Origin of the sequence: Streptomyces sp. CC224B (assembly GCF_030010595.1) — a bacterium.
In the GTDB taxonomy this organism is placed as follows: domain Bacteria; phylum Actinomycetota; class Actinomycetes; order Streptomycetales; family Streptomycetaceae; genus Streptomyces; species Streptomyces longispororuber.
In genome coordinates, this window is the sequence record NZ_JASCXL010000014.1 from 43156 (window position 1) to 70110 (window position 26955).

Sequence of the window (26955 nt, forward strand, 5' to 3'; positions counted from 1 at the left end):
AGACGCGGGGGGATTTGCGAGACTGGGGCGGTGAGTAGCGCACCCCCCGCACCGCGGGTCATCGCCGTCGTCGGGCCGACCGCGGCCGGTAAGTCCGATCTGGGAGTCTTCCTGGCGCAGCGCCTCGGCGGCGAGGTCGTCAACGCGGACTCGATGCAGCTCTACCGGGGGATGGACATCGGCACCGCCAAGCTGACGCTGGCCGAGCGCGGCGGCGTCCCGCACCACCTCCTCGACATCTGGGACGTCACCGAGGCGGCGAGCGTCGCCGAGTACCAGAAGCTCGCCCGCGCGGAGATCGACCGGCTGCTCGCCGAGGGCCGCTGGCCGATCCTCGTCGGCGGCTCCGGGCTGTACGTCAGGGGTGCCATCGACCACCTGGAGTTCCCCGGCACCGACCCCGCCGTGCGCGCGCGGCTGGAGGATGAGCTCGCGCAGCACGGCCCCGGCGCGCTGCACGCCCGGCTCGCCGCCGCGGACCCCGACGCGGCCCGCGCGATCCTGCCCGGCAACGGCCGCCGCATCGTCCGCGCCCTGGAGGTCATCGAGATCACGGGACGGCCCTTCACCGCCAACCTGCCCGGCCACGAGTCGGTGTACGACACCGTGCAGATCGGCGTCGACGTGGCCCGCCCCGAGCTCGACGAACGCATCGCCGTACGCGTGGACCGCATGTGGGAGGCGGGCCTCGTCGACGAGGTGCGCGCGCTGGAGGCGCGGGGGCTGCGCGAGGGGCGCACGGCGTCGCGCGCGCTCGGCTATCAGCAGATCCTCGCGGCGCTCGCGGGGGAGTGCACCGAGGAAGAGGCGCGCGCCGAAACCGTGCGCGCCACCAAGCGCTTCGCGCGCCGCCAGGACACGTGGTTCCGCCGCGACCCGCGGGTGCACTGGCTCAGCGGGGCCGCCGCCGACCGCGGGGAACTCCCCGGACGCGCACTGACGTTGGTCGAACGAGCGGTCACAGCCTGATCACGTGATGGCATCGGGACGCTCCGCCGGTCATCGTGGCACCTGACGCCGTGCCATCATCGACCATCGATCGACCAGTGGAGTCCGAAGTGGGAGGGCGCGTGGCGATGGAGGCCGGCCCTCGTGACACCGCACATGACGGCGAGCGGCACACCGCTCCGGACGGAGCGCGGCTCAGCCCGGACGGCCCGGACAGCCAGCAGGCGACCGCGGGCGGCGTCACCGACGACGGCCCCTCCGAGGCGGAGCTGGCCACCGGGCCCGAGGTCGAGGTGGAGCTGCGCCCCCAGCGCAGACTGCGCATCTGGCAGCTCGCCCCGATCGTGGTCCTCGCCGCCGTCGGCTCCCTGATGTTCGCCTTCCCGCTCGCCTTCGAGTTCGGCGACGGCGGTGCCGTGGTCGCCATGCTCGGGCTGCTCATCAGCTCCTGCGCGGCGGGCTGGGGCATGATGGCCGCCCGCCGCGTCGGCCACACCTGGCCCGGCTTCCCGGAGCGCGGCTCGGGGCGGCGCCCGGACTGGCGGGTGGTCTCGGCGTACACCCTGGCGGTCACCGCGGTCGCCGTCCTCGCCGTGTGGCGCGTGGCCCGGCTGCGCTGAGCGGCAGGCCGCAGCGGTCCCGGCAGTCCCGGCAGCCCGGGCAGCCCGGGCAGCCCCGGCGGACCGCTCCGTCACCGCTGTCGTACCCACGCCGTACGATCGAGGAATGAGCACACCGATCGCCTTCCTCAAGGGGCACGGGGCCGAGAACGACTTCGTGATCGTCCCGGACGCCGACAACGCCATTGAGCTGTCCCCGGCCGCCGTCGCCGCCCTGTGCGACCGGCGCGCGGGCATCGGCGGCGACGGTCTGCTGCACGTGGTGCGCTCCGCCGCGCACCCGGAGGCGCGGCACCTGGTGGACGAGGCCGAGTGGTTCATGGACTACCGCAACGGCGACGGCTCGATCGCCGAGATGTGCGGCAACGGCGTGCGCGTGTTCGCGCGCTACCTCCAGCACGCGGGGCTCGTCGGCGAGGGCGACCTGGCCGTGGCCACCCGCGGCGGAGTGAAGCGCGTGCACATCGCCAAGCCCACGTCCTCCGGCGGCGACGGCGACATCACCGTCGGCATGGGCAGGGCCGTGCTCCCCGAGGGCGAGGTCACGGTCTCCGTGGCCGACCGCCACTGGCCCGCCCGCAACGTGAACATGGGCAACCCGCACGCCGTCGCCTTCGTGGACGACCTGGCCCACGCGGGCCACCTCTACGAGCCTCCGCCGTTCAGCCCGCAGAGCGCGTACCCGGACGGGGTGAACGTGGAGTTCGTCGTCGACCGCGGCCCGCGCCACGTCGCCATGCGCGTGCACGAGCGGGGCGCGGGCGAGACCCGGGCCTGCGGCACGGGCGCGTGCGCCGTCGCCGTCGCCGCCGCCCGCAGGGACGGCCTGGACCCCGCGGAGACCGGCGCCCCGGTGACGTACACCGTGGACCTGCCCGGCGGCCGACTCGTGATCACCGAGCGGCCGGACGGCGAGATCGAGATGACGGGCCCCGCCGTGATCGTCGCGGAGGGCGAGATCGACCCGCGGTGGCTGGCCTCGGCGGCGCGCTGAGGACCCTCCGTTGGACGGCCACCCCGGTGCGCCGCACGGCCGGGCGGCTGTCCAACCGAGTGACCGCAGGACTGAGTGACCGCACGACCGGGTGGCCAGCCGGCCAGCTGGCCGTCCGACCGGGTGGCCAGCCGGGGCCGCGCGGCCGGGCGCCAGTGGGCACCCCCGGCAGCCTATGGGGGGTGACGCGGGCCGATGGAGGCCGCGCGGTCACCACAGGCCCGTGACGCGTCACGACGGGTCTCTCCGTGTCGCACCAGCACGCGTCCCGGTCGCATCATCATGCGAAACACGACTCCACAGAACTGTCGCTCGAATGGGTGATCCGTTTCACGCTCGGCGAGAGCGGGTCAGCGGCGCGTGATGGGCTCGGTAGCATCAAGCACCGGCCCGGACGGAGCAGGCTGCCGTCCGCACACCGCCGGTCGGAGCTGCCGGAGGTGCCCATGAGTGCGGAGGCGACGAATCCCGCGACGCCCGGCCCCACGACGCCCGTGGGCCCGGCCCCGGCGACTGCGGGCTCCACAGGCCAGTGGCGCCGCGCCCGCTCCCGCCTCGACCTGCGCAGGCTCGGCCGGGCCGCGCTGCTCGGGCCCGCCGGACGCGACCGCGTCCCGGACGCGATCAGCCACGTCGTCGAGGCCCACCGCGGCCACCACCCCGACGCCGACCTGGAGCCGCTGCGCCGCGCCTACGTCCTCGCCGAGTCCTCGCACCGCGGCCAGACGCGCAAGAGCGGCGAGCCGTACATCACGCACCCGCTCGCCGTCACGCTGATCCTCGCCCAACTGGGCGCCGAGACGACGACCTTGACCGCCTCCCTGCTCCACGACACGGTCGAGGACACGGACGTGACCCTCGATCAGGTGCGCGCGGAGTTCGGTGACGACGTGTGCTACCTGGTCGACGGCGTCACCAAACTGGAGAAGGTCGACTACGGCGCGGCGGCCGAGCCCGAGACCTTCCGCAAGATGCTCGTCGCCACCGGCAACGACGTCCGCGTGATGGCGATCAAACTCGCCGACCGCCTGCACAACATGCGCACCCTGGGTGTCATGCGCCCCGAGAAACAGGTGCGCATCGCCAAGGTCACCCGGGACGTCCTCATCCCGCTCGCCGAACGGCTCGGCGTGCAGGCCCTGAAGACCGAGCTGGAGGACCTCGTCTTCGCCATCCTCCACCCCGAGGAGTACGCCAGGATCGAGGCGCTGGTCGCGGCGAAGAACGCCGGCGGCTCCGACCCGCTCGTGGACATCGCCGAAGACGTGCGCGGCGTCCTGCGCGAGGCGGGCATCACGGCCGAAGTCCTCATCCGACCCCGGCACTTCGTGTCCGTGCACCGCGTCCACCGCAAACGCGGCGGCCTGCGCCCCGCCGACTTCGGGCGGCTGCTCGTCCTCGTCGGCGAGGACGCCGACTGCTACGGCGTGCTCGGCGAGCTGCACACGTGCTTCACGCCGGTCGTCTCGGAGTTCAAGGACTTCATCGCCGTACCGAAGTTCAACCTGTACCAGTCGCTGCACACGGCCGTCGCGCGCCGCGACGGCGAGGTCGCCGAGGTCCTCATCCGCACGCACGAGATGCACCGCGTCGCGGAGGCGGGCGTCGTCGCCCTGCGCAACCCGTACGCGCCGCCCACGGAGGAGCAGCCCGCCGACGGCGAGCGCGCCGACCCCACCCGGCCCGGCTGGCTCTCACGCCTCCTCGAGTGGCAGCAGGCCGCCCCGGACCCCGACACGTTCTGGTCCACCCTGCGCGAGGACCTCGCCCAGGACCGCGAGATCGCCGTCTACCGCGCCGAGGGCGGCACGCTCGGCCTGCCCGCCGGAGCGAGCTGCGTCGACGCCGCGTACGCGCAGTACGGCGAGGACGCGCACGCCTGCATCGGCGCCCGCGTGAACGGCCGCCTCGCGACGCTCAGCACGGTCCTGCGGGACGGCGACACGGTGCAGCTCCTCATGGGCCAGGACCCGTCATCCGGGCCCTCCCGCGAGTGGCTCGACCACGCGCGCACGCCCGCCGCGCGCATCGCCATCCGCCGCTGGCTCGCCTCCCACCCGACCCCCGCCCCCTGTCCGCCGCCCGCGGCGGCCCCGCCCCCGGTGACGGTCCCGGCCGCCACCTCCCGGCCCCAGGTGCCGACGACCCTCCGCCCGGCCGCCGCGAACGCCGTGGTCGACCGCGAAGGCGCCACCGTACGGCTCGCCGGGTGCTGTACTCCCGTCCCGCCCGACGAGGTCACGGGTTTCGCGGTGCGCGGCGGCGTCGTCACGGTCCACCGGGTCACCTGCCCGGCGGTGGCGCGCATGAAGGACGTGGGGCGCGCGGAGGTGGGCGTGCGCTGGGGGGACAGCGCCGAGTGCCGGGTCACGCTCGTCGCCGAGTCCTTCGGCAGGCCGCACCTGCTCGCCGACCTCACCGAAGCCATCGCCCTGGAGGGCGCCGCCATCATCTCGGCGACCGTGGAGCCCCCGAGCCAGCAGCGCGTCCGCCACACGTACACCCTGGAACTCCCGGACGCCGCCCGCCTCCCCGTCCTGATGCGCGCGATGCGGAACGTACCGGGTGTGTACGACGTGAGCCGGGCCCAGCACCGGACCCCGGCGGCACCGTGAGGCGGGTGCTCGGCGGGAGGCCGGGGCGGCGGCTACGGGCCCAGGAGGGCTCGGGGCGACGGTGACCCGCCCGCCGCACCCGGGGCGGCACAACAGCCCCTGGGGGTGCAGAGCGGCGGCAACACAGCCCCTAGGGAGGGCGGCAGGGCGGCGGCACCAGGCCCCTGGAGGCTCAGGGTGGCAACCGAACGGCACGCGGCGTGCCGTCGCTGTGGCATCCGGCCACCCGCAGCCGACTCGTTCGAGTGGCCCGGCGCGCGTCGCCCCGGCACGGCAGGCGGGCGCTGATAGCGGTGGCTCATGCTGCTCACCCCACGCCCCAAGGCCGTGCGGCCCCGCACGCTCCGCGTCGCCGTCGCCCTGCTCGCCACCGCCACCTCCGCCACCCTGCTCGCCGCGAGCACCCCGCAGCCGGCCCCGCCGCTCGGCATCGGCGACCGGCTCTTCCCCCACCTCGGCAACCCCGGGTACGACGTCCTGGCGTACGACATCGCCTTCACCTACCGCGGCGACAACAGCAAGCCGCTCGACGCCCTGACGAAGATCGACGCCCAGGTGACCGCCCCGCTGGAGCGCGTCAACCTCGACTTCGCCGAGGGCAAGGTCCGCTCCGTCGAGGTCAACGGCGTGCCCGCCCGCTTCGACACCAGCGGTGAGGACCTCGTCATCACCCCCCACGCGCGCGTGGAGCGCGGCGAGCGCATGCGGATCGCCGTCCACCACACCAGCAGTCCGGTCGGCCGCAAGGAGGAGTCCGGCTGGGTGCGCACCGCCGACGGCCTCGCCATGGCCAACCAGGCGGACGCCGCGCACCGCGTGTTCCCCTGCAACGACCACCCCGCGGACAAGGCGCGGTTCACGTTCCACGTGACCGCCCCCAAGGAGCTCACCGTCGTCGCGAACGGCCTCCCCCTGGCGTCGACGCGCGCCGGTGTCCCCCGTACGACGGGACAGGCCGAGGGCACCCGTACGTGGTCGTACCGCACCGAGCACCCCATGGCCACGGAGCTGGCCCAGGTGTCCATCGGCCGTTCCGCGGTGCCGCGCCGCACCGGCCCGCACGGGCTCCCCGTACGCGACGTCGTACCGAGCAAGGACCGCGCGGGGCTGGAGCGCTGGCTCAAGAAGACACCCGACCAGATCGCCTGGATGGAGAGCAAGGTCGGCCGCTACCCCTTCGAGACGTACGGGGTGCTCATGGCGGACGCCGAGACCGGCTTCGCGCTGGAGACGCAGACGCTGTCGCTCTTCGAGAAGCAGTTGTTCACGCGCCCCGAGTTCCCGGAGTGGTACGTGGACACGATCATGGTCCACGAACTGGCGCACCAGTGGTTCGGCGACAGCGTCAGCCCGCGCACCTGGTCCGACCTGTGGCTGAACGAGGGCCACGCCACCTGGTACGAGGCCCTGTACGGGGAGGAGAAGTCCGGGCGCACGCTGCACGCGCGGATGCGCGAGGCCTACAAGCACTCGGACCAGTGGCGCGCGAAGGGCGGCCCGCCGGCCGCGCCCAAGGCGCCCGCACCGGGGCAGAAGATCAGCCTCTTCCGGCCCGTCATGTACGACGGCAGTGCCCTGGTGCTCTACGCGCTGCGGCAGGAGATCGGGCGGCCCGCCTTCGAGCACCTGGAGCGCGAGTGGGTCCGCGTCCACCGCGACGGGAACGCCACGACGGCCGATTTCGTCCGCCTGGCCTCCCAGATCTCGGGCCGGAACCTGCACGAGTTCTTCCAGGCCTGGCTGTACGGGGCCAAGACGCCGCCGATGCCGGGGTACCCCAAGTGGAAGTCGGCGGCTCCGGGGACGAAGCTGCCCGCGCGGGGCGGGAGCGGACACGCTGCCGCGGCCCACGGTGACGGCGTCCATGGCGGCGGGGGGCACGTCCACCCTTGATCGTCGGTGCCGGTGCCGGTGCCGGTGCCGGTGTCGGTGTCGGTGTCGGTGTCGGTGTCGGTGCCGGTCCAGGTACTGGTACTGGTGCCGGTCCAGGTACTGGTACTGGTGTCGGGCTCGGGTCGGGCACTGGTACTGGTACTGGCGCCGGTGTCGGGCTCGGTGCCGGTGTCGGCAGCGATGCCGCGGGCCCGGGCTCCGGGGATGTGTGCGGGCCCGGGCGCGCATGGCCGGGCGGATCCCGGCAATAACCCAGATGACGAGACGGGCCGTCCCGTGCAACCATCGTGTGGTCGACGGCGCGGCCCATCCGGGACATCCCCTCCGGGATATCTCAGGGTCGGTGCCTGCCGGTCCCGGGAATCCCGGGGCGGTCGTGAGCGTTGTCGCATGTGACGGGTGGCGCCGTCGCTCGCGAGGCGCGGTCGCACCAAGGGGTGCGGCGGGACGCCGGACGTCCCGAAAGCGCCCTCGCATCGGTTTCCCATCGACGTAAAGGACCCAATGACCTCCTCTTCTTCCTTTTCCCAGGACGCACAGAGCTTCGCGCAGAACTACCCCGAAGGTCTTCGGGCCGATGCCCTGATGGAAGAGGACGTCGCTCGGAGCCACGAGATCGACGGAGAGCGGGACGGCGACCAGTTCGACCGTGCCGAGCGAGCGGCCCTGCGCCGCGTCGCGGGCCTCTCCACCGAGCTCGAGGACGTCACCGAAGTCGAGTACCGGCAGCTCCGTCTGGAGCGGGTGGTGCTCGTCGGCGTCTGGACCTCCGGGACGGTTCAGGACGCGGAGAACTCCCTCGCCGAGCTCGCCGCCCTCGCGGAGACCGCCGGCGCCCTCGTGCTCGACGGCGTCATCCAGCGCCGTGACAAGCCGGACCCGGCGACGTACATCGGTTCCGGCAAGGCCATCGAGCTGCGCGACATCGTGCTCGAGACGGGTGCCGACACGGTCGTCTGCGACGGTGAGCTCAGCCCCGGCCAGCTCATCCACCTCGAAGACGTCGTCAAGGTCAAGGTGGTCGACCGGACCGCGCTGATCCTCGACATCTTCGCCCAGCACGCCAAGTCCCGCGAGGGCAAGGCGCAGGTCGCCCTCGCGCAGATGCAGTACATGCTGCCGAGGCTCCGCGGCTGGGGTCAGTCGCTCTCCCGTCAGATGGGTGGCGGCGGCGGTGGCGGCATGGCCACCCGCGGCCCCGGTGAGACCAAGATCGAGACGGACCGGCGACGGATCCGCGAGAAGATGGCGAAGATGCGCCGGGAGATCGCGGAGATGAAGACGGGCCGCGAGATCAAGCGCCAGGAGCGCAAGCGCAACCAGGTGCCCTCGGTCGCCATCGCCGGGTACACGAACGCCGGCAAGTCCTCCCTGCTCAACCGCCTCACGGGGGCGGGGGTCCTGGTGGAGAACGCCCTGTTCGCCACGCTGGACCCGACCGTCCGCAAGGCCGAGACCCCGAGCGGCCGCCTGTACACGCTGGCGGACACGGTCGGCTTCGTCCGGCACCTGCCGCACCACCTCGTGGAGGCCTTCCGCTCCACGATGGAGGAGGTCGGCGAGTCCGACCTGATCCTGCACGTGGTGGACGGCTCGCACCCGGCGCCCGAGGAGCAGCTCGCGGCTGTCCGCGAGGTGATCCGCGACGTCGGCGCGACGGACGTCCCCGAGATCGTGGTGATCAACAAGGCGGACGCGGCGGACCCGCTGACCCTCCAGCGGCTGCTGCGCACGCAGCGGCACGCGATCGCGGTCTCGGCGCGCACCGGCGAGGGCATCGAGGAGCTGCTCGCGCTCATCGACGCCGAACTGCCGCGGCCCGAGGTCGAGATCGAGGCCCTCGTGCCGTACACCCAGGGCAAGCTCGTCTCGCGCGCGCACGCCGAGGGCGAGGTGCTCTCCGAGGAGCACACCGCCGAGGGCACGCTGCTCAAGGCACGGGTGCACGAGGTGCTGGCGGCGGAGCTCGCTCCGTTCGTCCCGGCGGCGCACTGACGCCGGGCGAGCAGGCCCGCCGCGGCGTGCTCGCGAGCTGACCCACACGGCTGAGGCCCCGTTCCCTGTCACAGGGAGCGGGGCCTCAGCCGCGTGGGGCCCGTGCGGGGGCGGCGTGGCCTCCGTGCCCCGCGTCGCAGGCCCCCGAACCGCGGGGCGCCCGGAGCCACAGGGGCCGGATCGAACTGCAGGGGCCGGATCGAACCGCAGGGCCGCCCGCGCATCACGCTCAGTGATCCGCCAGGATCACTGAGCCCCGTACTTCTCGCTCATCATGTCGAAGACCCGCTTCGCCCCGGAACCGAGCTGCGGACCGGCCAGCCAGGTGTTCTGCGCCGGGCCGATCGAGGTGTTCGACACCAGCTTGGTCTCGTCGTTCACGACCCGGAACCAGCCGCCGCCGGACGAGCCGCCGGTCATGGTGCAGCCGATGCGGAACATCGTCGGCTGCGTGGGGTCCAGCGACAGACGGCCCGGCTTGTCGATGCACTTGTGCATGGTCAGGCCGTTGAACGGCGGCGCGGCCGGGTAGCCCCACGCACCCATGGAACCCACGCTCCGCGCGGACGGGGCCGAGAAGTCGACGTCCAGCGCGTTGCCGACCGTCTCCTCCAGGGACTTGCTGCCCTGCTGCGGCTTCACGTGCATCACGGCGTAGTCGTACGGAGCACCGGCCCCGCCCGACGCCGCGCCCCGGTCGATCCACTCGCCGGAGGTCGACACCCAGTCCGCCCACCACTGGCCGTACGGGGCGATCTCCTGCGGTGCCGCGTTGCTCAGCTCGGCCTCGGACTTGTTCAGGTCGTTATAGGCCGGCACGAAGGTGATGTTGCGGTACCACCCACCCCGCGCACCCGCGTGCACGCAGTGGCCCGCGGTCCATACGAGGTTGGACCTGCCCGGGTTGCGCGGGTCCTTCACGACCGTGCCCGAGCAGACCATCGAGCCCTCGGGGGAGTCGAAGAAGATCTTGCCGACGGGCGCGGCGTTCTCGTGGTACGGCGTCTTCTCGGGCTTCGCCTGGACCGGCTGCGGCTCGGGGTCGGTCGCGCCCTGGTCGGCGGCCGCGTCCTTCGCCGCGATCGTCTTGTTCGGGTCCTTCGCCTTGCGCATCCGCTCGGGCTTCCACAGCCCCTCTATGACGGGGTTGACGAAGTCCTTGGCCTCGCGCAGCCAGTCGTCCTTGCTCCAGTCCTTCCAGGCACCGTCCTTCCACTTGTCCGGATCGATGCCGTGCTCCTTGAGCCGGTCCGTGAGGTCGGCCGGCAGCCCGCCGCCGCCCGAGCCGGACCCCTTGTCCGCGCCCTGCGAGGTCCCGGATGAGCCCGACGTGTCGCTCGCCTCGTCGTCGCTCGGCCCGCAGGCCGTGGCGGTGAGCGCGAGAGTCGCGGCGAGCCCGGTGACGGCGAGCGCGGTACGGCGACCGCGGCCGCGCGCGAAGGGCGCACGAATGGAACGCATGGAGCTGGAACCCCCGTAGGAATGTGTATTTGCCATGTGCGTGTCAGGCGTGGGCGTGGCGTCCGCCGCCCCGGCCGACGTGGCCTCCCACTATGCCTGTGCAGGTGGGGACGTACGGCGGCGAGGTCGTGAAGGTTTCGCCGCCTCGGTCGCATACGCGTACGTGGACGTACAAAGCGGGTGTACGAGGCAAGCTGGTGCCTCGGTGCCTCGGTGCCTCGGTGCCTCGGTGTCGCCGCGCCCTGCCGCGCGGAAGCAGGCTGAGGCCGCAGCGGCCGGGGCCCGAGCGGCTTCCTGGGCGACTCCCCGGGCGGCTCCGGGCCGAGGCGGTCGGCGCTGACAGGAACACGGCTCAAGCCGCGCCCCGTGGCACGCGGCCGGCGGGCCCGCCCCGCGCGGACGAACCCACCAGCCGGCGCGCCTCCGCCTACTGGCCCGCGAACTTCTTGCTGACGGCGTCGTAGATGCCCTTGGCCTCGTCGCCCAGGCGCGGACCCGCCAGCCAGCCGGCCGTGACCGGGCCGATCGAGGTGTTCGACACCAGCGCGGGCTTGCCGTCCTCGCCCTGGGCGACCCAGCCGCCGCCGGACGAACCGCCGGTCATGGTGCAGCCGATGCGGTACATCGTCGGGTCGGGCTCGCTGATCGAGAGCCGGCCCGGCTTGTCCGCGCACTGGAACTGCCGCTGCCCGTCGAACGGCGGCGCCGCCGGGTAGCCCGTCGCCGTCATGTCCTTGATGTCCGCCACGGCGGGCGCGTTGAAGTCCACGGGCAGCGCGGCGCCGACCGTCTCCTCCAGGGACTTGCCGCTGCCGCCCTTCTCCGGCGTCACATGCATCACCGCGAAGTCGTACGGAGCGCCCTTGCCGCCGGTCGGACCGCCCTGCTCGATCCACTGGTCCGACGTCTGAGCCCAGTCACCCCACCACACGCCGTACGGAGCGACCTCCTCCTTGGGCGCGCCCTGGAGCTGCGCCGTGGGCTTGCCGGCGTCGTTGTACGAGGGGACGAAGGCGATGTTGCGGTACCAGCCGCCCTTGGCGCCCGCGTGGACGCAGTGGCCCGCCGTCCACACCATGTTCGACTTGCCCGGGTTCTTCGGGTCCTTGACCACCGTGGCCGAGCAGACCATCGAACCCTCGGGGCCGTCGAAGAAGAGCTTGCCGGCCGCGGGGACCTGGTCGTGGTACGGCGCCTTCACGGCCGCCGCCTCGACCGGCTCCGGCGTCGGGTCCGTGACGCCCTGGTCGCCGGAGATGTCGCTGTCGTCGACGCCGCGGTCCGGGTTCTTGTCGGCGTCCCGCATCCGGTCCGGGTCCCACAGGTCCTCAATGATCGGGTTGACGAACTCGCCCGCCTCGCGCAGCCAGTCGTCCTTGTCCCAGTCCCGCCAGGCGCCGTTCTTCCACTTGTCGACGTCGATGCCGTGCTCCTTGAGCCGGTCCTCGAGGTCACCGGGAAGGCGGATCTTGCCGTCGCCGTCACCGTTGTCGCCGGCCGGCTGCGCCGCGGACGAGTCGTCCTTGTCGTCGCCGGGGCCGCAGGCCGTCGCCGTCAGGACGAGCGCGGCGCCGAGCGCGACAGCGGCCGCCACGGGGGAGGTCCTGCCGCGCACGCTCCTCCCACGACGAGCGGTGAAGAGCGGACGTATGGGTCGCATGGTGAGAATCCCCCTGGGCCTCGAATCGTTCCAATGCCGGACACCCGTGGTGTCCACGCCTCCCGTGCGCCGTCCGTACGACTTCGCGTACGTCCGCCACGTCGGCGTCGATCATCCCTGAGCACCACGGCGCTCAGGGATTCTGAACGCCTTGGTGCTGATGAACGGCACCCCACACTATGCCGGTGCCGTCGGGGACAGCCGACAGAGTTGCAACGGTTCCGTCACGGCAAGGATCTTCGGGCAACCCGTGATCCCCCGCCCTCGCCGTCGTTGGTACGTACGGGGGACACGCGGCACGCGTTCACCTCCGCGCCAACCCGCCCGTCGCACCCGGCCGGATGCGGCGGGTCCTGCCCCGTCCCAGTGGGAGGACCAACAGTCGTGGCCGTGACCGAGCCTGCTCCCGCGGCGGTGTCCGCGGCACACGAAGGGATCCTGCGCCGCCAGTCGGCGCGCGAGTCCGCGGCGCGCACCTATGCGCGCGCCCTGCCGATCGTGCCCGTACGCGCGCGCGGGATGACGATCGAGGGCGCCGACGGACAGCGCTACCTGGACTGCCTCTCCGGCGCGGGCACCCTCGCCCTCGGGCACAATCACCCCGTCGTCCTGGAGGCCATCCGCGCCGTGCTCGACTCGGGCGCCCCGCTGCACGTCCTCGACCTGGCCACTCCCGTCAAGGACGCCTTCACCACCGAGCTGTTCCACACGCTGCCCCGTGGCTTCGCGGAGCGCGCACGCGTCCAGTTCTGCGGGCCCGCGGGCACGGACGCGGTGGAGGCCGCGCTGAAACTGGTGCGCACCGCGACCGGACGGGACGGACTGCTCGCCTTCACCGGCGCGTACCACGGGATGACAGCGGGGGCGCTCGAAGCATCCGGAAGCGCGCGGGACGTACGGGTGGCGCGCCTGCCCTATCCGCAGGACTACCGCTGCCCCTTCGGCGTCGGCGGCCCCCGTGGCGCCGAACTCGGCGCCCGCTGGACCGAGAACGTGCTCGACGACCCCAAGTCCGGCGTGCCCGCCCCCGCCGGGATGATCGTCGAACCCGTGCAGGGCGAGGGCGGTGTGCTCCCTGCCCCCGACACCTGGCTGCGCCGGATGCGCGACATCACGGCGGCGCGCGGCATTCCGCTCATCGCGGACGAGGTGCAGACGGGCGTCGGACGCACCGGCGCCTTCTGGGCCGTCGAACACAGCGGCATCGTGCCCGACGTCCTCGTCGCGTCCAAGGCGATCGGCGGCAGCCTCCCGCTCGCCGTCGTCGTCTACCGCGACGACCTCGACGTCTGGCCGCCCGGTGCCCACGCCGGCACCTTCCGCGGCAACCAGCTCGCCATGGCCGCGGGCGCGGCGACCCTCGCCTACGTCCGTGAGCACCACCTCGCCGAGCGCGCCGCCACCCTGGGCGCCCGCATGCTCGCCGCCCTGCGGTCCCTGGGCAACGAGTACTCCTGCGTCGGCGAGGTCCGCGGCCGCGGCCTCATGCTCGGCGTCGAACTGGTCGATCCGGCCGGTTCCCCTCCCGCTCCGGGCGGTGGCGAGCCGGACCCCGCGCGGAGTGCCGGTCGTGCCGGTGTGCCGACCCCCGGGGGCGAGGACCGGACCCGGACCGTGCCCGCCGCCCGCACCGGCGACGACCCCTCCGACACCGCCCGCCCCCGTGGCACCCCGTCCTCCGCAGCCACCGTGCCCGGCGACCGCGCCGAGCCGCACCAGCGCCCGAGCGACCACGCGCACGAGCTGCCGGAGACCCGCCCGCTCCCGCCCGCCCCCGAACTCGCCGCAGCCGTACAGCGGGAGTGCCTGCGCCGCGGACTCATCGTCGAACTCGGTGGGCGCCACTCCAGCGTCGTACGCCTCCTCCCGCCGCTCACCATCACCGACGAACAGGCCACCGCCGTCCTTGACCGCCTCGCCGACGCGCTCGCCACGGTGACGCGCGCCCACCACCGGTAGCCCACGCCCACGCTCCCCATGTCCGCCGCCCTTCCCCCTGTTCATGGCCCGCGCCGGCCCACCGTCTGTCCCGATCCACCTCGTCCGTCCCAGTTCACCCCGTCTGCCCCGGTCCACCTCGCTTGTCCTGGTCACCTCGTCCGTCTCGGTCCACCTCGTCCGTGCCAGCCCACCCCGTCTGCCCCGGTCCACCGTCGTTCCGGTCCCGGGGCTGACCCGTCCACCGTCTCTCCCGGCCTCCGGGTCTGTTCCGGCTCCCGGGTCCGTCCCGTCGACTGTCTGCCCTGTCCGCCGCCTCCCCCCATCGGCGGGGCAGACGCGGCCGGTCCGTCCCGGGCGCGCCCCATCCGCCACTCCCGTCCCCTTCCCGTCCCCCTCCAGTCGTCAAGCCCCGCCCGTCCCCACACGGAGCCCGACACCAGCAAGGAAGCCCCTTGAACGCGACCCCCGCATCCGACGGCCGTCCCCAACCGCATCCCTCAGGCGCCTGCGGCACGCACTCCCCGCCGGCTGCGGAGTCCGAGACAGTCCCCCAGCAGAAGGGCCGGAGCCAGGAGGCCAAGCGCCTTCCCCACGGCACCGCCGATCTGCTCGACCACCCCGACCCGCGCACGGCCGCACAGGCCGCCGCCCTGGAGAACCTGCTCCGGTGCTGGGTGCGCGAGAACGGTTACGACGCCCCTGAGCGCGGCACCCTCCGCATCCCCCTTCCCACCAGTGGCACCGCCCTGCTCGTGCCCGTCGACTACTGGTCCCCGACCGGCTGGCACCGCTTCGGCCTTCCCCACCTGGAGAACGACCCCGAGCCCGGGCCCCCGGTCGACGCCGTCACGCTCGCCACCCTGCTGAGCCGCGAGACGGCACCCCCGCCCGGCGGAAGCGCCGAGCGCACCGCTGACGCCGTACCGCAGCCCCCGGCGGGAAGAGCCGTCGCGTCGGCACCCGACGAGGAACCGGCCGAAGCGGAGCCGAAGCCGGGCGCCGCCGCCACGGACGCCGCAGCCGCCACGGAAGCCGCAGCCCCCACGGAGACCGTGGCCGCCACGGAAGCCACCGCTGTCACGGAACCCGCGGCTGTCACAGAAGCCGCAGCCGCCACGGAGGCCGCGGCCGCCCCGGCGGCCACCGTGTCCCCGGAGGCCGCCGAAGGCGCCGACCTCGTGGCCCGCGTCGCCGACTCCCTCCGCCGTACCGCCACGTTCCTGGCCTCGCGCCGGGACCATCGGCAGGACCCTCCCGACCTCTTCCTGACCGCCGAGCAGTCCCTCCTCCTCGGGCACCCCCTGCACCCCACCCCCAAGAGCCGTGAAGGCCTCTCGGACGCCGAAACCCGTCTCTACTCACCGGAGTTGCGCGGCGCCTTCCCGCTGCACTGGCTCGCGGTCGCCCCCTCCGTCCTGGCCACGGACTCGGCCTGGACCGAGCGCGGCCGCGTCGTCCCGGCCGGGCTGCTGACCGCCCGCCTGGCCGGGCCCGGACTGACTCCGCCGGACGGCCACGCCCTGCTCCCCGTGCACCCGTGGCAGATGCGCGAGCTCCAGCACCGCCCCGAGGCCACCGCACTCCTGGCCGACGGGCTGCTCCAGGACTGCGGCCCGCACGGTGAGCCCTGGCACCCCACCTCCTCCGTCCGCACGCTCTACCGCTCCGGCGCCCCGGCCATGCTGAAGCTGTCGCTCGGCCTGCGCATCACCAACTCCCGCCGGGAGAACCTCCGCAAGGAACTCCACCGCGGCGTCGAGGTTCACCGCCTGCTGCGCAGCGGCCTTGCCGAACAGTGGCGCGCGGCTCACCCGGGGTTCGACATCATCCGCGACCCCGCCTGGCTCGCCGTCACCGGAGCCGACGGCGCCCCCGTCCCCGGGCTCGACGTCATGATCCGGCACAATCCGTTCGGCCCCGCCGACGACGCCACCTGCATCGCCGGCCTCGTCTCACCCAGGCCGCCCGCCCCGGACGGTGGCCAGGACCAGCCGCCGATGCGCTCCCGGCTCGCCGAGATCATCACCCGCCTCGCCGGACGCACCGGCCGCCCGCGCGGAGCCGTGGCCGCGGAGTGGTTCCTGCGGTACCTCGAGAACGTCGTCCGCCCCGTCCTGTGGCTGGACAGCGAGGCAGGAGTCGCCCTGGAGGCCCACCAGCAGAACACCGTGCTCCTGCTCGACCCCGACGGATGGCCCAGCGGCGGCCGCTACCGCGACAACCAGGGCTACTACTTCCGCGAGTCCCGCCGCGCCGAACTGGACCAGCGCCTCCCCGGCATCGGCCGGCACAGCGACACGTTCGTCTCCGACGAGGTCACCGACGAGCGCTTCGCCTACTACCTCGGCATCAACAACGTCCTCGGCCTCGTCGGCGCCCTCGGTTCCCAACGCCTCGCCGACGAACGGCTGCTGCTCGCCGCCCTCCGCCGCTTCCTCGGCGATGTGGCGTCAGGGCCGGGCCGCCTGCGCACTCCCCTGCCCGCCCTGCTGCTCGACTCACCCGTGCTGCGGTGCAAGGCCAACCTGCTCACCCGCCTGCACGGTCTCGACGAACTCGTCGGCCCCGTCGACACCCAGTCCGTCTACGTCACCATCGCCAACCCCCTCCACGCGTGAACCCCGCACCGCTCACCCCGTACCCCTCAGCCCAGCATCGCCGAGCCCGTCCCACGCCCGACCTGAGCCACCCCTGAGGACCATTGCCCCGCCTCCACTGAACCCGCCCCGCCGAGAGGAGCCACGTCGTGCCTCCCACCGATGCCAGCACCGACGCGAGCACCGACGTCAGCACCGACGCCAGCCCGGATACGAGCACCGTCGCCGACAGCGATACGAGCACCGACGCCGGAACCGAGCCCGCCACCCCGGGCTCCACGGACTGCGAAGACACCCTCGATCTGCAGTTGCCCGACGAACTCCTCGCGTTGATCGCCCACGGCGACGGGCGGGAACCGCCACCGGCAGCCGACGGAAACGGCGCCTACGGGCCGACGGCAGGCGGGGTGGACCCCCACCCCCGGGAGGACCTTCTCGACCACATCGCCACCTGGGGCCCGGCGGCCACCGACGCCGGTGTCTTCCAACTCGTGCCCGTCCACCTCCCCCGTGACCTGCCGCTCATCAGCCGGTGGATGAACGACCCGGCCGTCGCCGAATTCTGGGAGCTCTCGGGGCCCGAGTCCGTCACCGAGGCCCACCTGCGCGCCCAACTGGACGGAGACGGGCGCAGTGTCCCCTGCCTCGGCGTCCTCGCGGGCACACCCATGAGCTACTGGGAGATCTACCGTGCCGACCTCGATCCGCTGGCACGCCACTACCCCGCCCGTCCGCACGACACCGGGATCCACCTGCTCATCGGCGGCGTCACCCACCGCGGCCGGGGCCTGGGCAGCACCCTGCTGAGAGTCGTCGCCGACCTCGTCCTCGACCGCCGCCCCGCCTGCGCACGCGTCGTAGCCGAACCGGACCTGCGCAACACCCCCTCCGTCTCCGCTTTCCTCAGCGCCGGCTTCCGCTTCGCCGCCGAGGTCGACCTGCCCGACAAGCGAGCCGCGCTCATGATCCGCGACCGGGCCCTGCGCGGCCTGCTCGGACCCGCCCGCTGACGACCTGCTCACTTCTCCAACGTCGCTCGACCTGATCCGGTTCCCTCCCCGAGGAGTCCCCGTGCCGCATCCGTCCGGACCCCACAAACCCCACCACCCCGCCGCCCTCTACGACCCGCCCGAGCTGTCGCGGGAGCGCTGGGAGCAGGCGGGCCGACGCCTGCTCGCCAAGATCGTCAGCGAGTTCGCGTACGAGGAGATCCTCCGGCCCGCACCGGTCGACGCCGACACCGCCGACACCGCCGACGGCACGGACACGTACCACCTCTTCCTCGACGAATCCGGCACGAGCGGCCGGCCACGGCCCCGCCTCACCTTCCGCGCCCGCCGCACCGCCTACGGCAGCTGGCGCGTGGACCCGGCGAGCCTGCTGCTCGACGAAGGCGACGACCGGCCCCGGCCGCTCACGGACCCGCTCTGGTTCCTGACGGCCGCGCGCCGCACTCTCGGCCTGGACGGCGCCACCCTCGGCCACCTCATCCGCGAACTGACCGTCACCCTGAGCGCGGACACCCGGCTCGACCACGGCGCCCTGAGCGCGTCGGAGCTCGCCGACCTCGGCTACGCGGAGCTCGAAGGTCACCAGACGGGCCACCCCTGGCTCGTCCTCAACAAAGGGCGCATCGGTTTCTCCGCCACCGACGCGCGCCACTGGGCACCCGAAGCCCGCGCCCACACCACGATCCCCTGGATCGCCGTCCACACCAGCCTCGCCACCTACCGGGGCGTGCTCGCCCTGGACACCTCCGAGAAGCTCTACGCGCGCGAACTCGCCCCCGCCACACAGGAGGCCTACGCCGCCATACTCCGCGAGCGGGGCCTCGACCCCCAGGAGTACCTCTACCTCCCGGTGCACCCCTGGCAGTGGGATGACATCGTGCTGCCCCTCTTCGCGCCGTCCGTCGCCTCCGGGAAGATCGTCCCGCTCCCCACCGACGGCGACCTGCGCCTGCCCCAGCAGTCCATCCGCACCTTCCTGAACATCACGCGACCCGAGCGGCACACCATCAAGCTGCCGCTGTCCGTCCTCAACACCCTGGTGTGGCGCGGTCTCCCCACGGAGCGCACCCTCGCCGCCCCGGACGTCACCTCCTGGGTGCACGCCTTGCGCGACTCCGACCCCTTCCTGCGCGACGAATGCCGCGTGATCCTCCTCGGAGAAGTCGCGTCCGTGACGGTGGAACATCCCGTCTACGACTCGCTGCCGGAAGTTCCCTACCAGTACAAGGAGTTGCTCGGCGCCATCTGGCGCGAGCCGGTCACGCGCTACCTCGCGCCGGGGGAGCGCGCCCGCACCCTCGCCTGCCTGCTGCACACCGACCCCCAGGGACGCGCCCTCGTCGCCGCGCTCGTCGAGCGGTCCGGGCTCGTACCGGCCGTCTGGCTGCGCCACCTGTTCGCGACCCTGCTGCCGCCCCTCCTGCAGTTCCTGTACCGGTACGGCACGGTGTTCTCGCCCCACGGGGAGAACACCATCGTCGTCTTCGACGACAGCGACGTGCCCGTACGGCTGGCCGTGAAGGACTTCGTGGACGACGTCAACGTCAGCGCCGAGCGCGTCCGGGAGCACGACACGATGCCTGCCGCCGTGCGCGACATCCTGCTCACGGAGCCGCCCGCGTTCCTCACGCAGTTCCTCCACGCCGGCCTGTTCGTCGGCGTCTTCCGCTACCTGGCCCCCCTGTGCGAGGAGCAGCTCGGCGTTCCCGAGACCGACTTCTGGGCCCTCGTCCGCGCCGAGATCCTCCGCCACCAGGCACGCGCCCCGGAGCTCAAGGAGCGCTACGAGCTGTTCGACCTGTTCACGCCCCGGATCGAGCGGCTGTGCCTGAACCGCAACCGGCTCCACCTCGACGGCTACCGCGACCGGGCCGAGCGCCCCCACGCCGCCGTGCACGGGACCGTGCCCAACCCCCTCCATCAGCCTTGATCGCGGCATTGTCAGTGGGGCACCGTAGGGTGGTCGGGCTATGACGAAGCCCTCACTCCCCGAGCTCCTGCACGCCGCCGTCGCCGCCGTCGGAGGCACGGAGCGCCCCGGCCAGGTGACCATGGCCGAGACCGTCGCCGAGGCGATCGACGACGGCTCCCACCTGCTGGTCCAGGCCGGCACCGGCACCGGTAAGTCCCTCGGCTACCTGGTGCCCGCGCTGGCGCACGGCGAGCGGGTCGTGGTCGCCACGGCCACCCTCGCGCTGCAGCGCCAGCTCGTGGAGCGGGACCTGCCGCGCACGGTGGACGCCCTGCACCCGCTGCTGCGCCGCCGCCCCGAGTTCGCCATGCTCAAGGGGCGGTCGAACTACCTGTGCCTGCACCGTCTGCACGAGGGCATGCCCCAGGAGGAGGAAGAGGGCCTCTTCGACCAGTTCGAGGCCGCGGCGCCCAGCAGCAAGCTCGGCCGCGACCTGCTGCGCCTGCGGGACTGGGCGGACGAGACCGAGAGCGGCGACCGGGACAATTTCACCCCCGGGGTGTCCGACCGGGCGTGGGCCCAGGTGTCCGTCTCCTCCAGGGAGTGCCTGGGCGCCACCCGGTGCGCGTACGGCCAGGAGTGCTTCGCCGAGATGGCCCGGGAGCGGGCCAAGCTCGCCGAGGTCGTGGTCACGAACCACGCCCTGCTCGCCATCGACGCCATCGAGGGCGCCCCGGTCCTGCCGCAGCACGAGGTGCTGATCGTGGACGAGGCCCACGAGCTGGTCTCCCGCGTGACCGGCGTGGCCACCGGCGAGCTCACGCCGGGGCAGGTCAACCGCGCGGTGCGGCGCGCGGCCAAGCTCGTCGACGAGAAGGTCGCGGACCAGCTCCAGACCGCCGCCGAGGGCTTCGAGCGGCTGATGGAGCTGGCCCTGCCCGGCCGCCTGGAGGAGGTCCCCGAGGACCTCGGGTACGCGCTGATGGCGCTGCGTGACGCCGCCCGGACGGTCATCTCCGCCCTCGGGTCGACCCGCGACAAGTCGGTCCAGGACGAGGACGCCGTCCGCAAGCAGGCCCTGGCCTCCGTGGAGAGCGTCCACGACGTGGCGGAGCGCATCACGAACGGCTCCGAGTACGACGTCGTCTGGTACGAGCGCCACGACCGCTTCGGCGCCTCCCTGCGGGTGGCACCCATGTCGGTGTCGGGACTGCTCCGCGAGAAGCTCTTCACCGACCGCTCGGTGATCCTCACGTCGGCCACGCTCAAGCTGGGCGGCGACTTCAACGGCGTGGGGGCCTCCCTGGGCCTGCCCCCCGAAGGGACGCAGGGCGACGACCTCCCGGTGTGGAAGGGCGTCGACGTGGGCTCGCCGTTCGACTACCGCCGGCAGGGCATCCTGTACGTCGCACAGCACCTGGCCCGCCCGGCCCGTGACGGCGCCCGCGGCGACATGCTGGACGAGCTGACGGAGCTGATCGAGGCGGCGGGCGGGCGCACGCTCGGCCTGTTCTCCTCGATGCGCGGGGCACAGGCGGCCGCCGAGGAACTGCGGGGACGGCTGGACATGCCGATCCTGCTCCAGGGCGAGGAGACCCTGGGCGAGCTGATCAAGAACTTCGCCGCCGACGACGAGACGTGCCTGTTCGGCACGCTGTCGCTGTGGCAGGGCGTGGACGTGCCGGGCCCGAGCTGCCAGCTCGTGGTCATGGACAAGATCCCGTTCCCGCGCCCCGACGACCCGCTGATGAGCGCCCGCCAGAAGGCGGTGGACGAAGCGGGTGGCAACGGCTTCATGGCCGTCGCCGCGACCCACGCGGCCCTGCTGATGGCGCAGGGCGCGGGCCGCCTCGTCCGGGCGTCGGGGGACCGCGGCGTGGTCGCCGTCCTCGACCCGCGCCTGGCCACCGCTCGGTACGGGAGCTACCTCCGGGCGTCACTGCCGGACTTCTGGTACACGACGGACCGCAATCAGGTGCGGCGCTCCCTGGCGGCGATCGACGCCGCGGCGAAGGAGAAGGGCGCGCAGGACGCGTAGGTGGGCGGGAGCCTCGCCGGGGCGTGTGCGGCGCGTGCGCGCCGGGCCCGATGGGTGCGCCCCCGATCATGCTTCCGTCCGCCGGGGGAGGGGGACCGGGGGCGCCCCCAGGGACGGCGGAAGCGGCAGGAACAGCGCGAGCCGACTCATCCGAGGAGGGGCAGCTCCCCCCCCATGGCCACGGGGTCCCGCACCCGGCTGGGCACAGCACAGGGCCCCGGAACCGGCGCAGTGGGTTCCGGGGCCCGGTCCAGGGGCGGGGCTCACACCCGGCGCAGGACCGCCACCACCTTGCCGAGGATGGTCGCCTCGTCACCGGGGATGGGCTGGTACGCGGCGTTGTGCGGCAGCAGCCAGACGTGGCCGTCCTCGCGCTTGAAGCGCTTGACGGTGGCCTCGCCGTCGAGCATCGCGGCGACGATGTCGCCGTTCTCCGCGACGGGCTGGCGGCGGACCGTCACCCAGTCGCCGTCACAGATCGCGGCCTCGATCATGGAGTCACCGACGACCTTCAGGACGAAGAGCTCGCCGTCTCCGACGAGCTGCCGGGGGAGGGGGAACACGTCCTCGACGGACTCCTCCGCGAGGATCGGGCCGCCCGCCGCGATGCGGCCGACGAGAGGGACGTACGACGCGGCGGGCTTGCCCGTCGTGTCCGTGGCCTGGGTGCTCGGCTGGTCCGAGCCGCGGACCTCGTAGGCGCGCGGGCGGTGCGGGTCGCGGCGCAGGAACCCCTTGCGCTCCAGAGCCATGAGCTGGTGCGCCACCGACGACGTGCTGGAGAGGCCTACCGCCTGTCCGATCTCCCGCATCGACGGCGGGTAGCCCCGCCGCTGCACCGAGTCCCTGATGACCTCGATCACCCGGCGCTGGCGATCCGTGAGCCCTGAGCTGTCGGCACGGATTCCTGGAGGTCGGCCCGGCAGGGAGCGCGCGGGCTTGGGCCCCTCCTGGTTCGTGGCTGCGTCATTCATGGCATGCACCGGCTCGAATCGGCTCCGGGAGCGGTCCTGGGCAGTGATGGTGGCGCTGTCTGCGGTGGTGGTCACGTCGGTCGGCCCCTCTCGAGATGTTCTCCCTAGTTAGCCAACGGTAGTTGCTTTCGAAAGGTTGCGCCAAACACACGTTCGAGTGAAAAAACGCAGATTGCCTGCCGCGATCATGTGTTTGGGTGTATGGCTCGCGCTCGGGCCGAAAGGCATTTCGGTTCATTACGGTACGCTTCACCGCCGGGGTCGTAACCCTGCCGGGTGAGGCTCACATAGTGCCACCCAGGCCCCCGTCAACCCCGCACCGGCCCCTCTCGGGCGACGTCGCACGCGACCGCCCGCCGTCCGCGTGCGGAGGGGAGGCGCCCCTCCGGCGCCGGGTGGCCGACGTCCTTCCCGTACGGGAAGGGGTGTGGCCCCCGTACGGGAAGGGGTGTGGCCCCCGTACGGGGAGCGCGGTGCCCGCGCGCGGGATCGCGGCATGGGGCGCCAGGTCGGCGAGCGACACGCGATGCCCCAGGAAAACACGGCAAACCCCAGATCTAGTGGTTGGATTGCGACCGCAGCCCAGAAGTTGTGGTCCCCGGTCATTCGGGGCCTCAGGCATCGCCTATGCTGGGGGCTGCTTCGAGGGCCTCAAGCGCCCGCAGAGGCCTGTGAGACGTGCCGTGAAGGAGGGTTGGGAGTTCCATGCACTGCCCCTTCTGCAGGCACCCCGACAGCCGCGTAGTCGACAGTCGCACCACTGATGACGGCACGTCGATCCGCAGGCGGCGTCAGTGCCCGGACTGCTCGCGCCGTTTCACGACGGTGGAGACGTGCTCACTGATGGTGGTCAAGCGCAGCGGCGTGACCGAACCCTTCAGCCGTACCAAGGTCATCAATGGCGTCCGCAAGGCCTGCCAGGGGCGACCGGTGACGGAGGACGCGCTGGCCCAGCTCGGCCAGCGGGTCGAGGAAGCGGTCCGTGCCACGGGCAGCGCCGAGCTGACCACCCACGACGTGGGTCTCGCCATACTCGGCCCGCTGCAGGAGCTGGACCTCGTCGCCTATCTGCGCTTCGCGTCCGTGTATCGGGCCTTCGACTCGCTCGAGGACTTCGAGGCCGCGATCGAAGAGCTGCGGGGTGGGCGTGACAGCGCGCCGGACGGCTCCGCCGCGGAGCCTGCCGCGACCGGCCGCGGGCCCGGAGGGACTCCCGAAGTCCCGCAGCCTGCCACTGCCGCCGACTGACCGTCCGGCCGACGGTTCGGCGGCACACCAGACCTGTCGCGAGGCGCACGCAGGAGCGTCCGCGACGCAAGACACACACACCGTGCTGCGGGAAGAACGTGGCACTTCAGGGCGTTTTAGCCTGATACAGGGAGGCGGCATGACCGAGACGACGAGCGGCCCCGCACGAGGTTCCCGTGCCAAGGGACCCAAGGGTGGCAAGGGCCTGCGTATCGAGCGCATTCATACGACCCCCGGCGTGCACCCGTACGACGAGGTGACCTGGGAGCGCCGTGACGTCGTCATGACCAACTGGCGCGACGGTTCGGTCAACTTCGAGCAGCGCGGCGTGGAGTTCCCCGACTTCTGGTCGTTGAACGCGGTCAACATCGTCACGAGCAAGTACTTCCGGGGCGCGGTCGGGACGCCGCAGCGCGAGGTGAGCCTCAAGCAGCTCATCGAGCGCATCGTGAAGACGTACCGGAAGGCCGGCGAGGACTACAAGTACTTCGCCTCCCCCGCGGACGCCGAGATCTTCGAGCACGAGCTGGCGTACGCCCTCCTGCACCAGATCTTCAGCTTCAACTCGCCGGTGTGGTTCAACGTCGGCACGCCCCAGCCGCAGCAGGTCTCCGCCTGCTTCATCCTGTCCGTCGACGACTCCATGGAGTCGATCCTCGACTGGTACAAGGAAGAGGGCATGATCTTCAAGGGCGGCTCCGGTGCCGGCCTGAACCTCTCCCGTATCCGTTCCTCCAAGGAACTGCTGTCCTCCGGAGGCAACGCCTCCGGCCCGGTCTCCTTCATGCGGGGCGCCGACGCCTCCGCCGGAACGATCAAGTCCGGTGGTGCCACGCGCCGTGCCGCGAAGATGGTCGTGCTCGACGTCGACCACCCCGACATCGAGGACTTCATCGAGACCAAGGTCAAGGAGGAGGAGAAGATCCGCGCCCTGCGCGACGCGGGCTTCGACATGGACCTGGGCGGCGACGACATCACGTCCGTCCAGTACCAGAACGCCAACAACTCGGTCCGCGTGAACGGCGAGTTCATGCGCGCGGTCGAGACCGGCGGCAAGTTCGGCCTGCGCGCCCGCATGACCGGCGAGGTCATCGAGGAGGTCGACGCCAAGGCGCTCTTCCGCAAGATGGCCGAGGCCGCCTGGGCCTGCGCCGACCCGGGCATCCAGTACGACGACACCATCAACCACTGGCACACGTGCCCTGAGTCCGGCCGGATCACCGCGTCGAACCCGTGCAGCGAGTACATGCACCTGGACAACACGTCCTGCAACCTCGCCTCGCTGAACCTGATGAAGTTCCTCAAGGACGACGGCAAGGGGAACCAGTCCTTCGAGTCCGAGCGCTTCGCCAAGGTCGTCGAGCTGGTCATCACGGCGATGGACATCTCCATCTGCTTCGCCGACTTCCCGACCGAGAAGATCGGCGAGAACACCCGCGCCTTCCGCCAGCTCGGCATCGGCTACGCCAACCTCGGCGCCCTGCTGATGGCGACCGGCCACGCCTACGACTCGGACGGCGGCCGTGCCCTCGCCGGCGCGATCACCTCCCTGATGACCGGCACCTCGTACAAGCGCTCCGCCGAGCTGGCCGCGGTCGTCGGCCCGTACGACGGCTACGCCCGCAACGCCGAGCCGCACAAGCGCGTCATGAAGCAGCACGCCGACGCCAACGCCACGGCCGTCCGCATGGACGACCTGGACACGCCGATCTGGGCCGCCGCCACGGAGGCCTGGCAGGACGTCCTGCGCCTCGGTGAGAAGAACGGCTTCCGCAACTCCCAGGCCTCGGTGATCGCGCCGACCGGCACCATCGGTCTCGCGATGTCCTGCGACACCACCGGCCTCGAGCCCGACCTCGCCCTGGTCAAGTTCAAGAAGCTCGTCGGCGGCGGCTCGATGCAGATCGTCAACGGCACCGTGCCGCAGGCCCTGCGCCGCCTGGGCTACCAGGAGGAGCAGATCGAGGCGATCGTCGCCCACATCGCCGAGCACGGCAATGTGATCGACGCCCCGGGCCTGAAGACCGAGCACTACGAGGTCTTCGACTGCGCCATGGGCGAGCGCTCCATCTCCGCGATGGGCCACGTCCGCATGATGGCGGCCATCCAGCCGTGGATCTCGGGCGCCCTCTCCAAGACGGTCAACCTGCCGGAGACGGCGACCGTCGAGGACGTCGAGGAGGTCTACTTCGAGGCCTGGAAGATGGGCGTCAAGGCGCTCGCGATCTACCGCGACAACTGCAAGGTCGGCCAGCCGCTCTCCGCCAAGAAGAAGGAGGAGGAGAAGGCCGAGGTCACCGAGAAGACCGAGGCGACGATCCGTGAGGCCGTCGAGAAGGTCGTCGAGTACCGCCCGGTGCGCAAGCGCCTCCCCAAGGGCCGTCCCGGCATCACCACGTCCTTCACGGTCGGTGGCGCCGAGGGCTACATGACCGCGAACTCCTACCCGGACGACGGCCTGGGCGAGGTCTTCCTGAAGATGTCCAAGCAGGGCTCGACCCTCGCGGGCATGATGGACGCCTTCTCCATCGCCGTCTCCGTCGGTCTGCAGTACGGCGTGCCCCTGGAGACGTACGTCTCCAAGTTCACGAACATGCGGTTCGAGCCGGCGGGCATGACCGACGACCCGGACGTGCGGATGGCGCAGTCGATCGTCGACTACATCTTCCGTCGCCTGGCGCTGGACTTCCTGCCCTTCGAGACCCGCTCCGCCCTCGGCATCCACTCCGCCGAGGAGCGTCAGCGTCACCTGGAGACCGGTTCGTACGAGCCGGCCGACGAGGACGTCGACGTGGAGGGCCTGGCCCAGTCCGCACCGCGCCAGACGGAGACCCTGAAGGCCGTCGCCGCTCCCCAGGCGCACGCCGAGGCGCCCGCCCCGCAGCAGGCGCACACCAGTGCCGAGCTCGTCGAGATGCAGCTCGGCATCCAGGCCGACGCACCGCTGTGCTTCTCCTGCGGTACGAAGATGCAGCGCGCCGGCTCGTGCTACATCTGCGAGGGCTGCGGCTCCACCAGCGGCTGCAGCTGAGCGCGTAACGCCGTGAGG

16 protein-coding genes are annotated in these 26955 nt (G+C 72.3%); 13 read left to right on the forward strand and 3 right to left on the reverse strand.

The window, feature by feature from the left end; translation table 11 throughout:
• The first annotated feature begins 30 nt into the window (after positions 1 to 30).
• The 6 genes from miaA to hflX all read left to right on the forward strand — a co-directional run bounded on the left by miaA (position 31) and on the right by hflX (position 9065).
• The gene (miaA, locus tag QK440_RS08220) at positions 31 to 969 is read left to right on the forward strand and encodes a tRNA (adenosine(37)-N6)-dimethylallyltransferase MiaA (RefSeq protein ID WP_282792328.1); all 939 of its coding nucleotides are present in this window, start codon (positions 31 to 33) and stop codon (positions 967 to 969) included.
• Between the two features lie 107 nt (positions 970 to 1076).
• Positions 1077 to 1568 (forward strand): hypothetical protein, encoded by a 492-nt coding sequence (locus tag QK440_RS08225; RefSeq protein ID WP_282792371.1) that lies wholly within the window; start codon positions 1077 to 1079, stop codon positions 1566 to 1568.
• A 106-nt stretch (positions 1569 to 1674) separates the two neighbouring features.
• Positions 1675 to 2562, forward strand: a complete 888-nt coding sequence (gene dapF / locus QK440_RS08230; RefSeq protein ID WP_282792329.1) for a diaminopimelate epimerase — start codon at positions 1675 to 1677, stop codon at positions 2560 to 2562.
• Positions 2563 to 3008: 446 nt separating this feature from the next.
• A complete protein-coding gene (locus QK440_RS08235; RefSeq protein ID WP_282792330.1) occupies positions 3009 to 5177 on the forward strand; it encodes an HD domain-containing protein in 2169 nt (722 codons plus the stop codon).
• A gap of 300 nt (positions 5178 to 5477) precedes the next feature.
• The gene (locus QK440_RS08240; RefSeq protein WP_282792331.1) at positions 5478 to 7070 is read left to right on the forward strand and encodes a M1 family metallopeptidase; all 1593 of its coding nucleotides are present in this window, start codon (positions 5478 to 5480) and stop codon (positions 7068 to 7070) included.
• A 504-nt stretch (positions 7071 to 7574) separates the two neighbouring features.
• On the forward strand, positions 7575 to 9065 hold the full coding sequence (hflX, locus tag QK440_RS08245; protein WP_282792332.1) for a GTPase HflX: 1491 nt from the start codon (positions 7575 to 7577) through the stop codon (positions 9063 to 9065).
• 246 nt (positions 9066 to 9311) lie between these two features.
• Here hflX and QK440_RS08250 read toward each other — a convergent pair whose 3' ends face one another.
• Both QK440_RS08250 and QK440_RS08255 read right to left on the reverse strand, forming a co-directional pair.
• Entirely contained in the window at positions 9312 to 10526 is a 1215-nt protein-coding gene (locus QK440_RS08250) for a hypothetical protein (protein ID WP_282792333.1), read from the reverse strand.
• Positions 10527 to 10953: 427 nt separating this feature from the next.
• Positions 10954 to 12186, reverse strand: a complete 1233-nt coding sequence (locus tag QK440_RS08255) for a hypothetical protein (RefSeq protein ID WP_282792334.1) — start codon at positions 12184 to 12186, stop codon at positions 10954 to 10956.
• A 384-nt stretch (positions 12187 to 12570) separates the two neighbouring features.
• Between QK440_RS08255 and QK440_RS08260 the strand changes: the two genes are divergently transcribed.
• From QK440_RS08260 to QK440_RS08280, 5 genes are all read left to right on the forward strand, one after another.
• Positions 12571 to 14145: a diaminobutyrate--2-oxoglutarate transaminase family protein gene (locus QK440_RS08260; RefSeq protein WP_282792335.1), complete on the forward strand. Its 1575-nt coding sequence runs from the start codon at positions 12571 to 12573 to the stop codon at positions 14143 to 14145.
• 434 nt (positions 14146 to 14579) lie between these two features.
• Positions 14580 to 16745: an IucA/IucC family protein gene (locus tag QK440_RS08265; protein ID WP_282792336.1), complete on the forward strand. Its 2166-nt coding sequence runs from the start codon at positions 14580 to 14582 to the stop codon at positions 16743 to 16745.
• A gap of 128 nt (positions 16746 to 16873) precedes the next feature.
• Positions 16874 to 17734 (forward strand): GNAT family N-acetyltransferase, encoded by an 861-nt coding sequence (locus QK440_RS08270; protein WP_282792337.1) that lies wholly within the window; start codon positions 16874 to 16876, stop codon positions 17732 to 17734.
• Between the two features lie 61 nt (positions 17735 to 17795).
• Positions 17796 to 19664 carry an IucA/IucC family siderophore biosynthesis protein gene (locus QK440_RS08275; RefSeq protein ID WP_282792338.1) on the forward strand — a complete coding sequence of 623 codons (1869 nt, stop codon included), beginning with the start codon at positions 17796 to 17798 and terminating at the stop codon, positions 19662 to 19664.
• Between the two features lie 40 nt (positions 19665 to 19704).
• The gene (locus QK440_RS08280) at positions 19705 to 21684 is read left to right on the forward strand and encodes an ATP-dependent DNA helicase (RefSeq protein WP_282792339.1); all 1980 of its coding nucleotides are present in this window, start codon (positions 19705 to 19707) and stop codon (positions 21682 to 21684) included.
• Between the two features lie 263 nt (positions 21685 to 21947).
• On the opposite strand, the gene lexA is transcribed toward QK440_RS08280, so the two are convergent.
• The gene (lexA, locus tag QK440_RS08285; RefSeq protein WP_282792340.1) at positions 21948 to 22733 is read right to left on the reverse strand and encodes a transcriptional repressor LexA; all 786 of its coding nucleotides are present in this window, start codon (positions 22731 to 22733) and stop codon (positions 21948 to 21950) included.
• Positions 22734 to 23363: 630 nt separating this feature from the next.
• Here lexA and nrdR point away from each other — a divergent pair.
• Entirely contained in the window at positions 23364 to 23906 is a 543-nt protein-coding gene (nrdR, locus tag QK440_RS08290; protein WP_190133729.1) for a transcriptional regulator NrdR, read from the forward strand.
• Between the two features lie 139 nt (positions 23907 to 24045).
• Positions 24046 to 26937 (forward strand): vitamin B12-dependent ribonucleotide reductase, encoded by a 2892-nt coding sequence (locus QK440_RS08295; RefSeq protein ID WP_282792341.1) that lies wholly within the window; start codon positions 24046 to 24048, stop codon positions 26935 to 26937.
• The last annotated feature ends 18 nt before the right edge of the window (positions 26938 to 26955 follow it).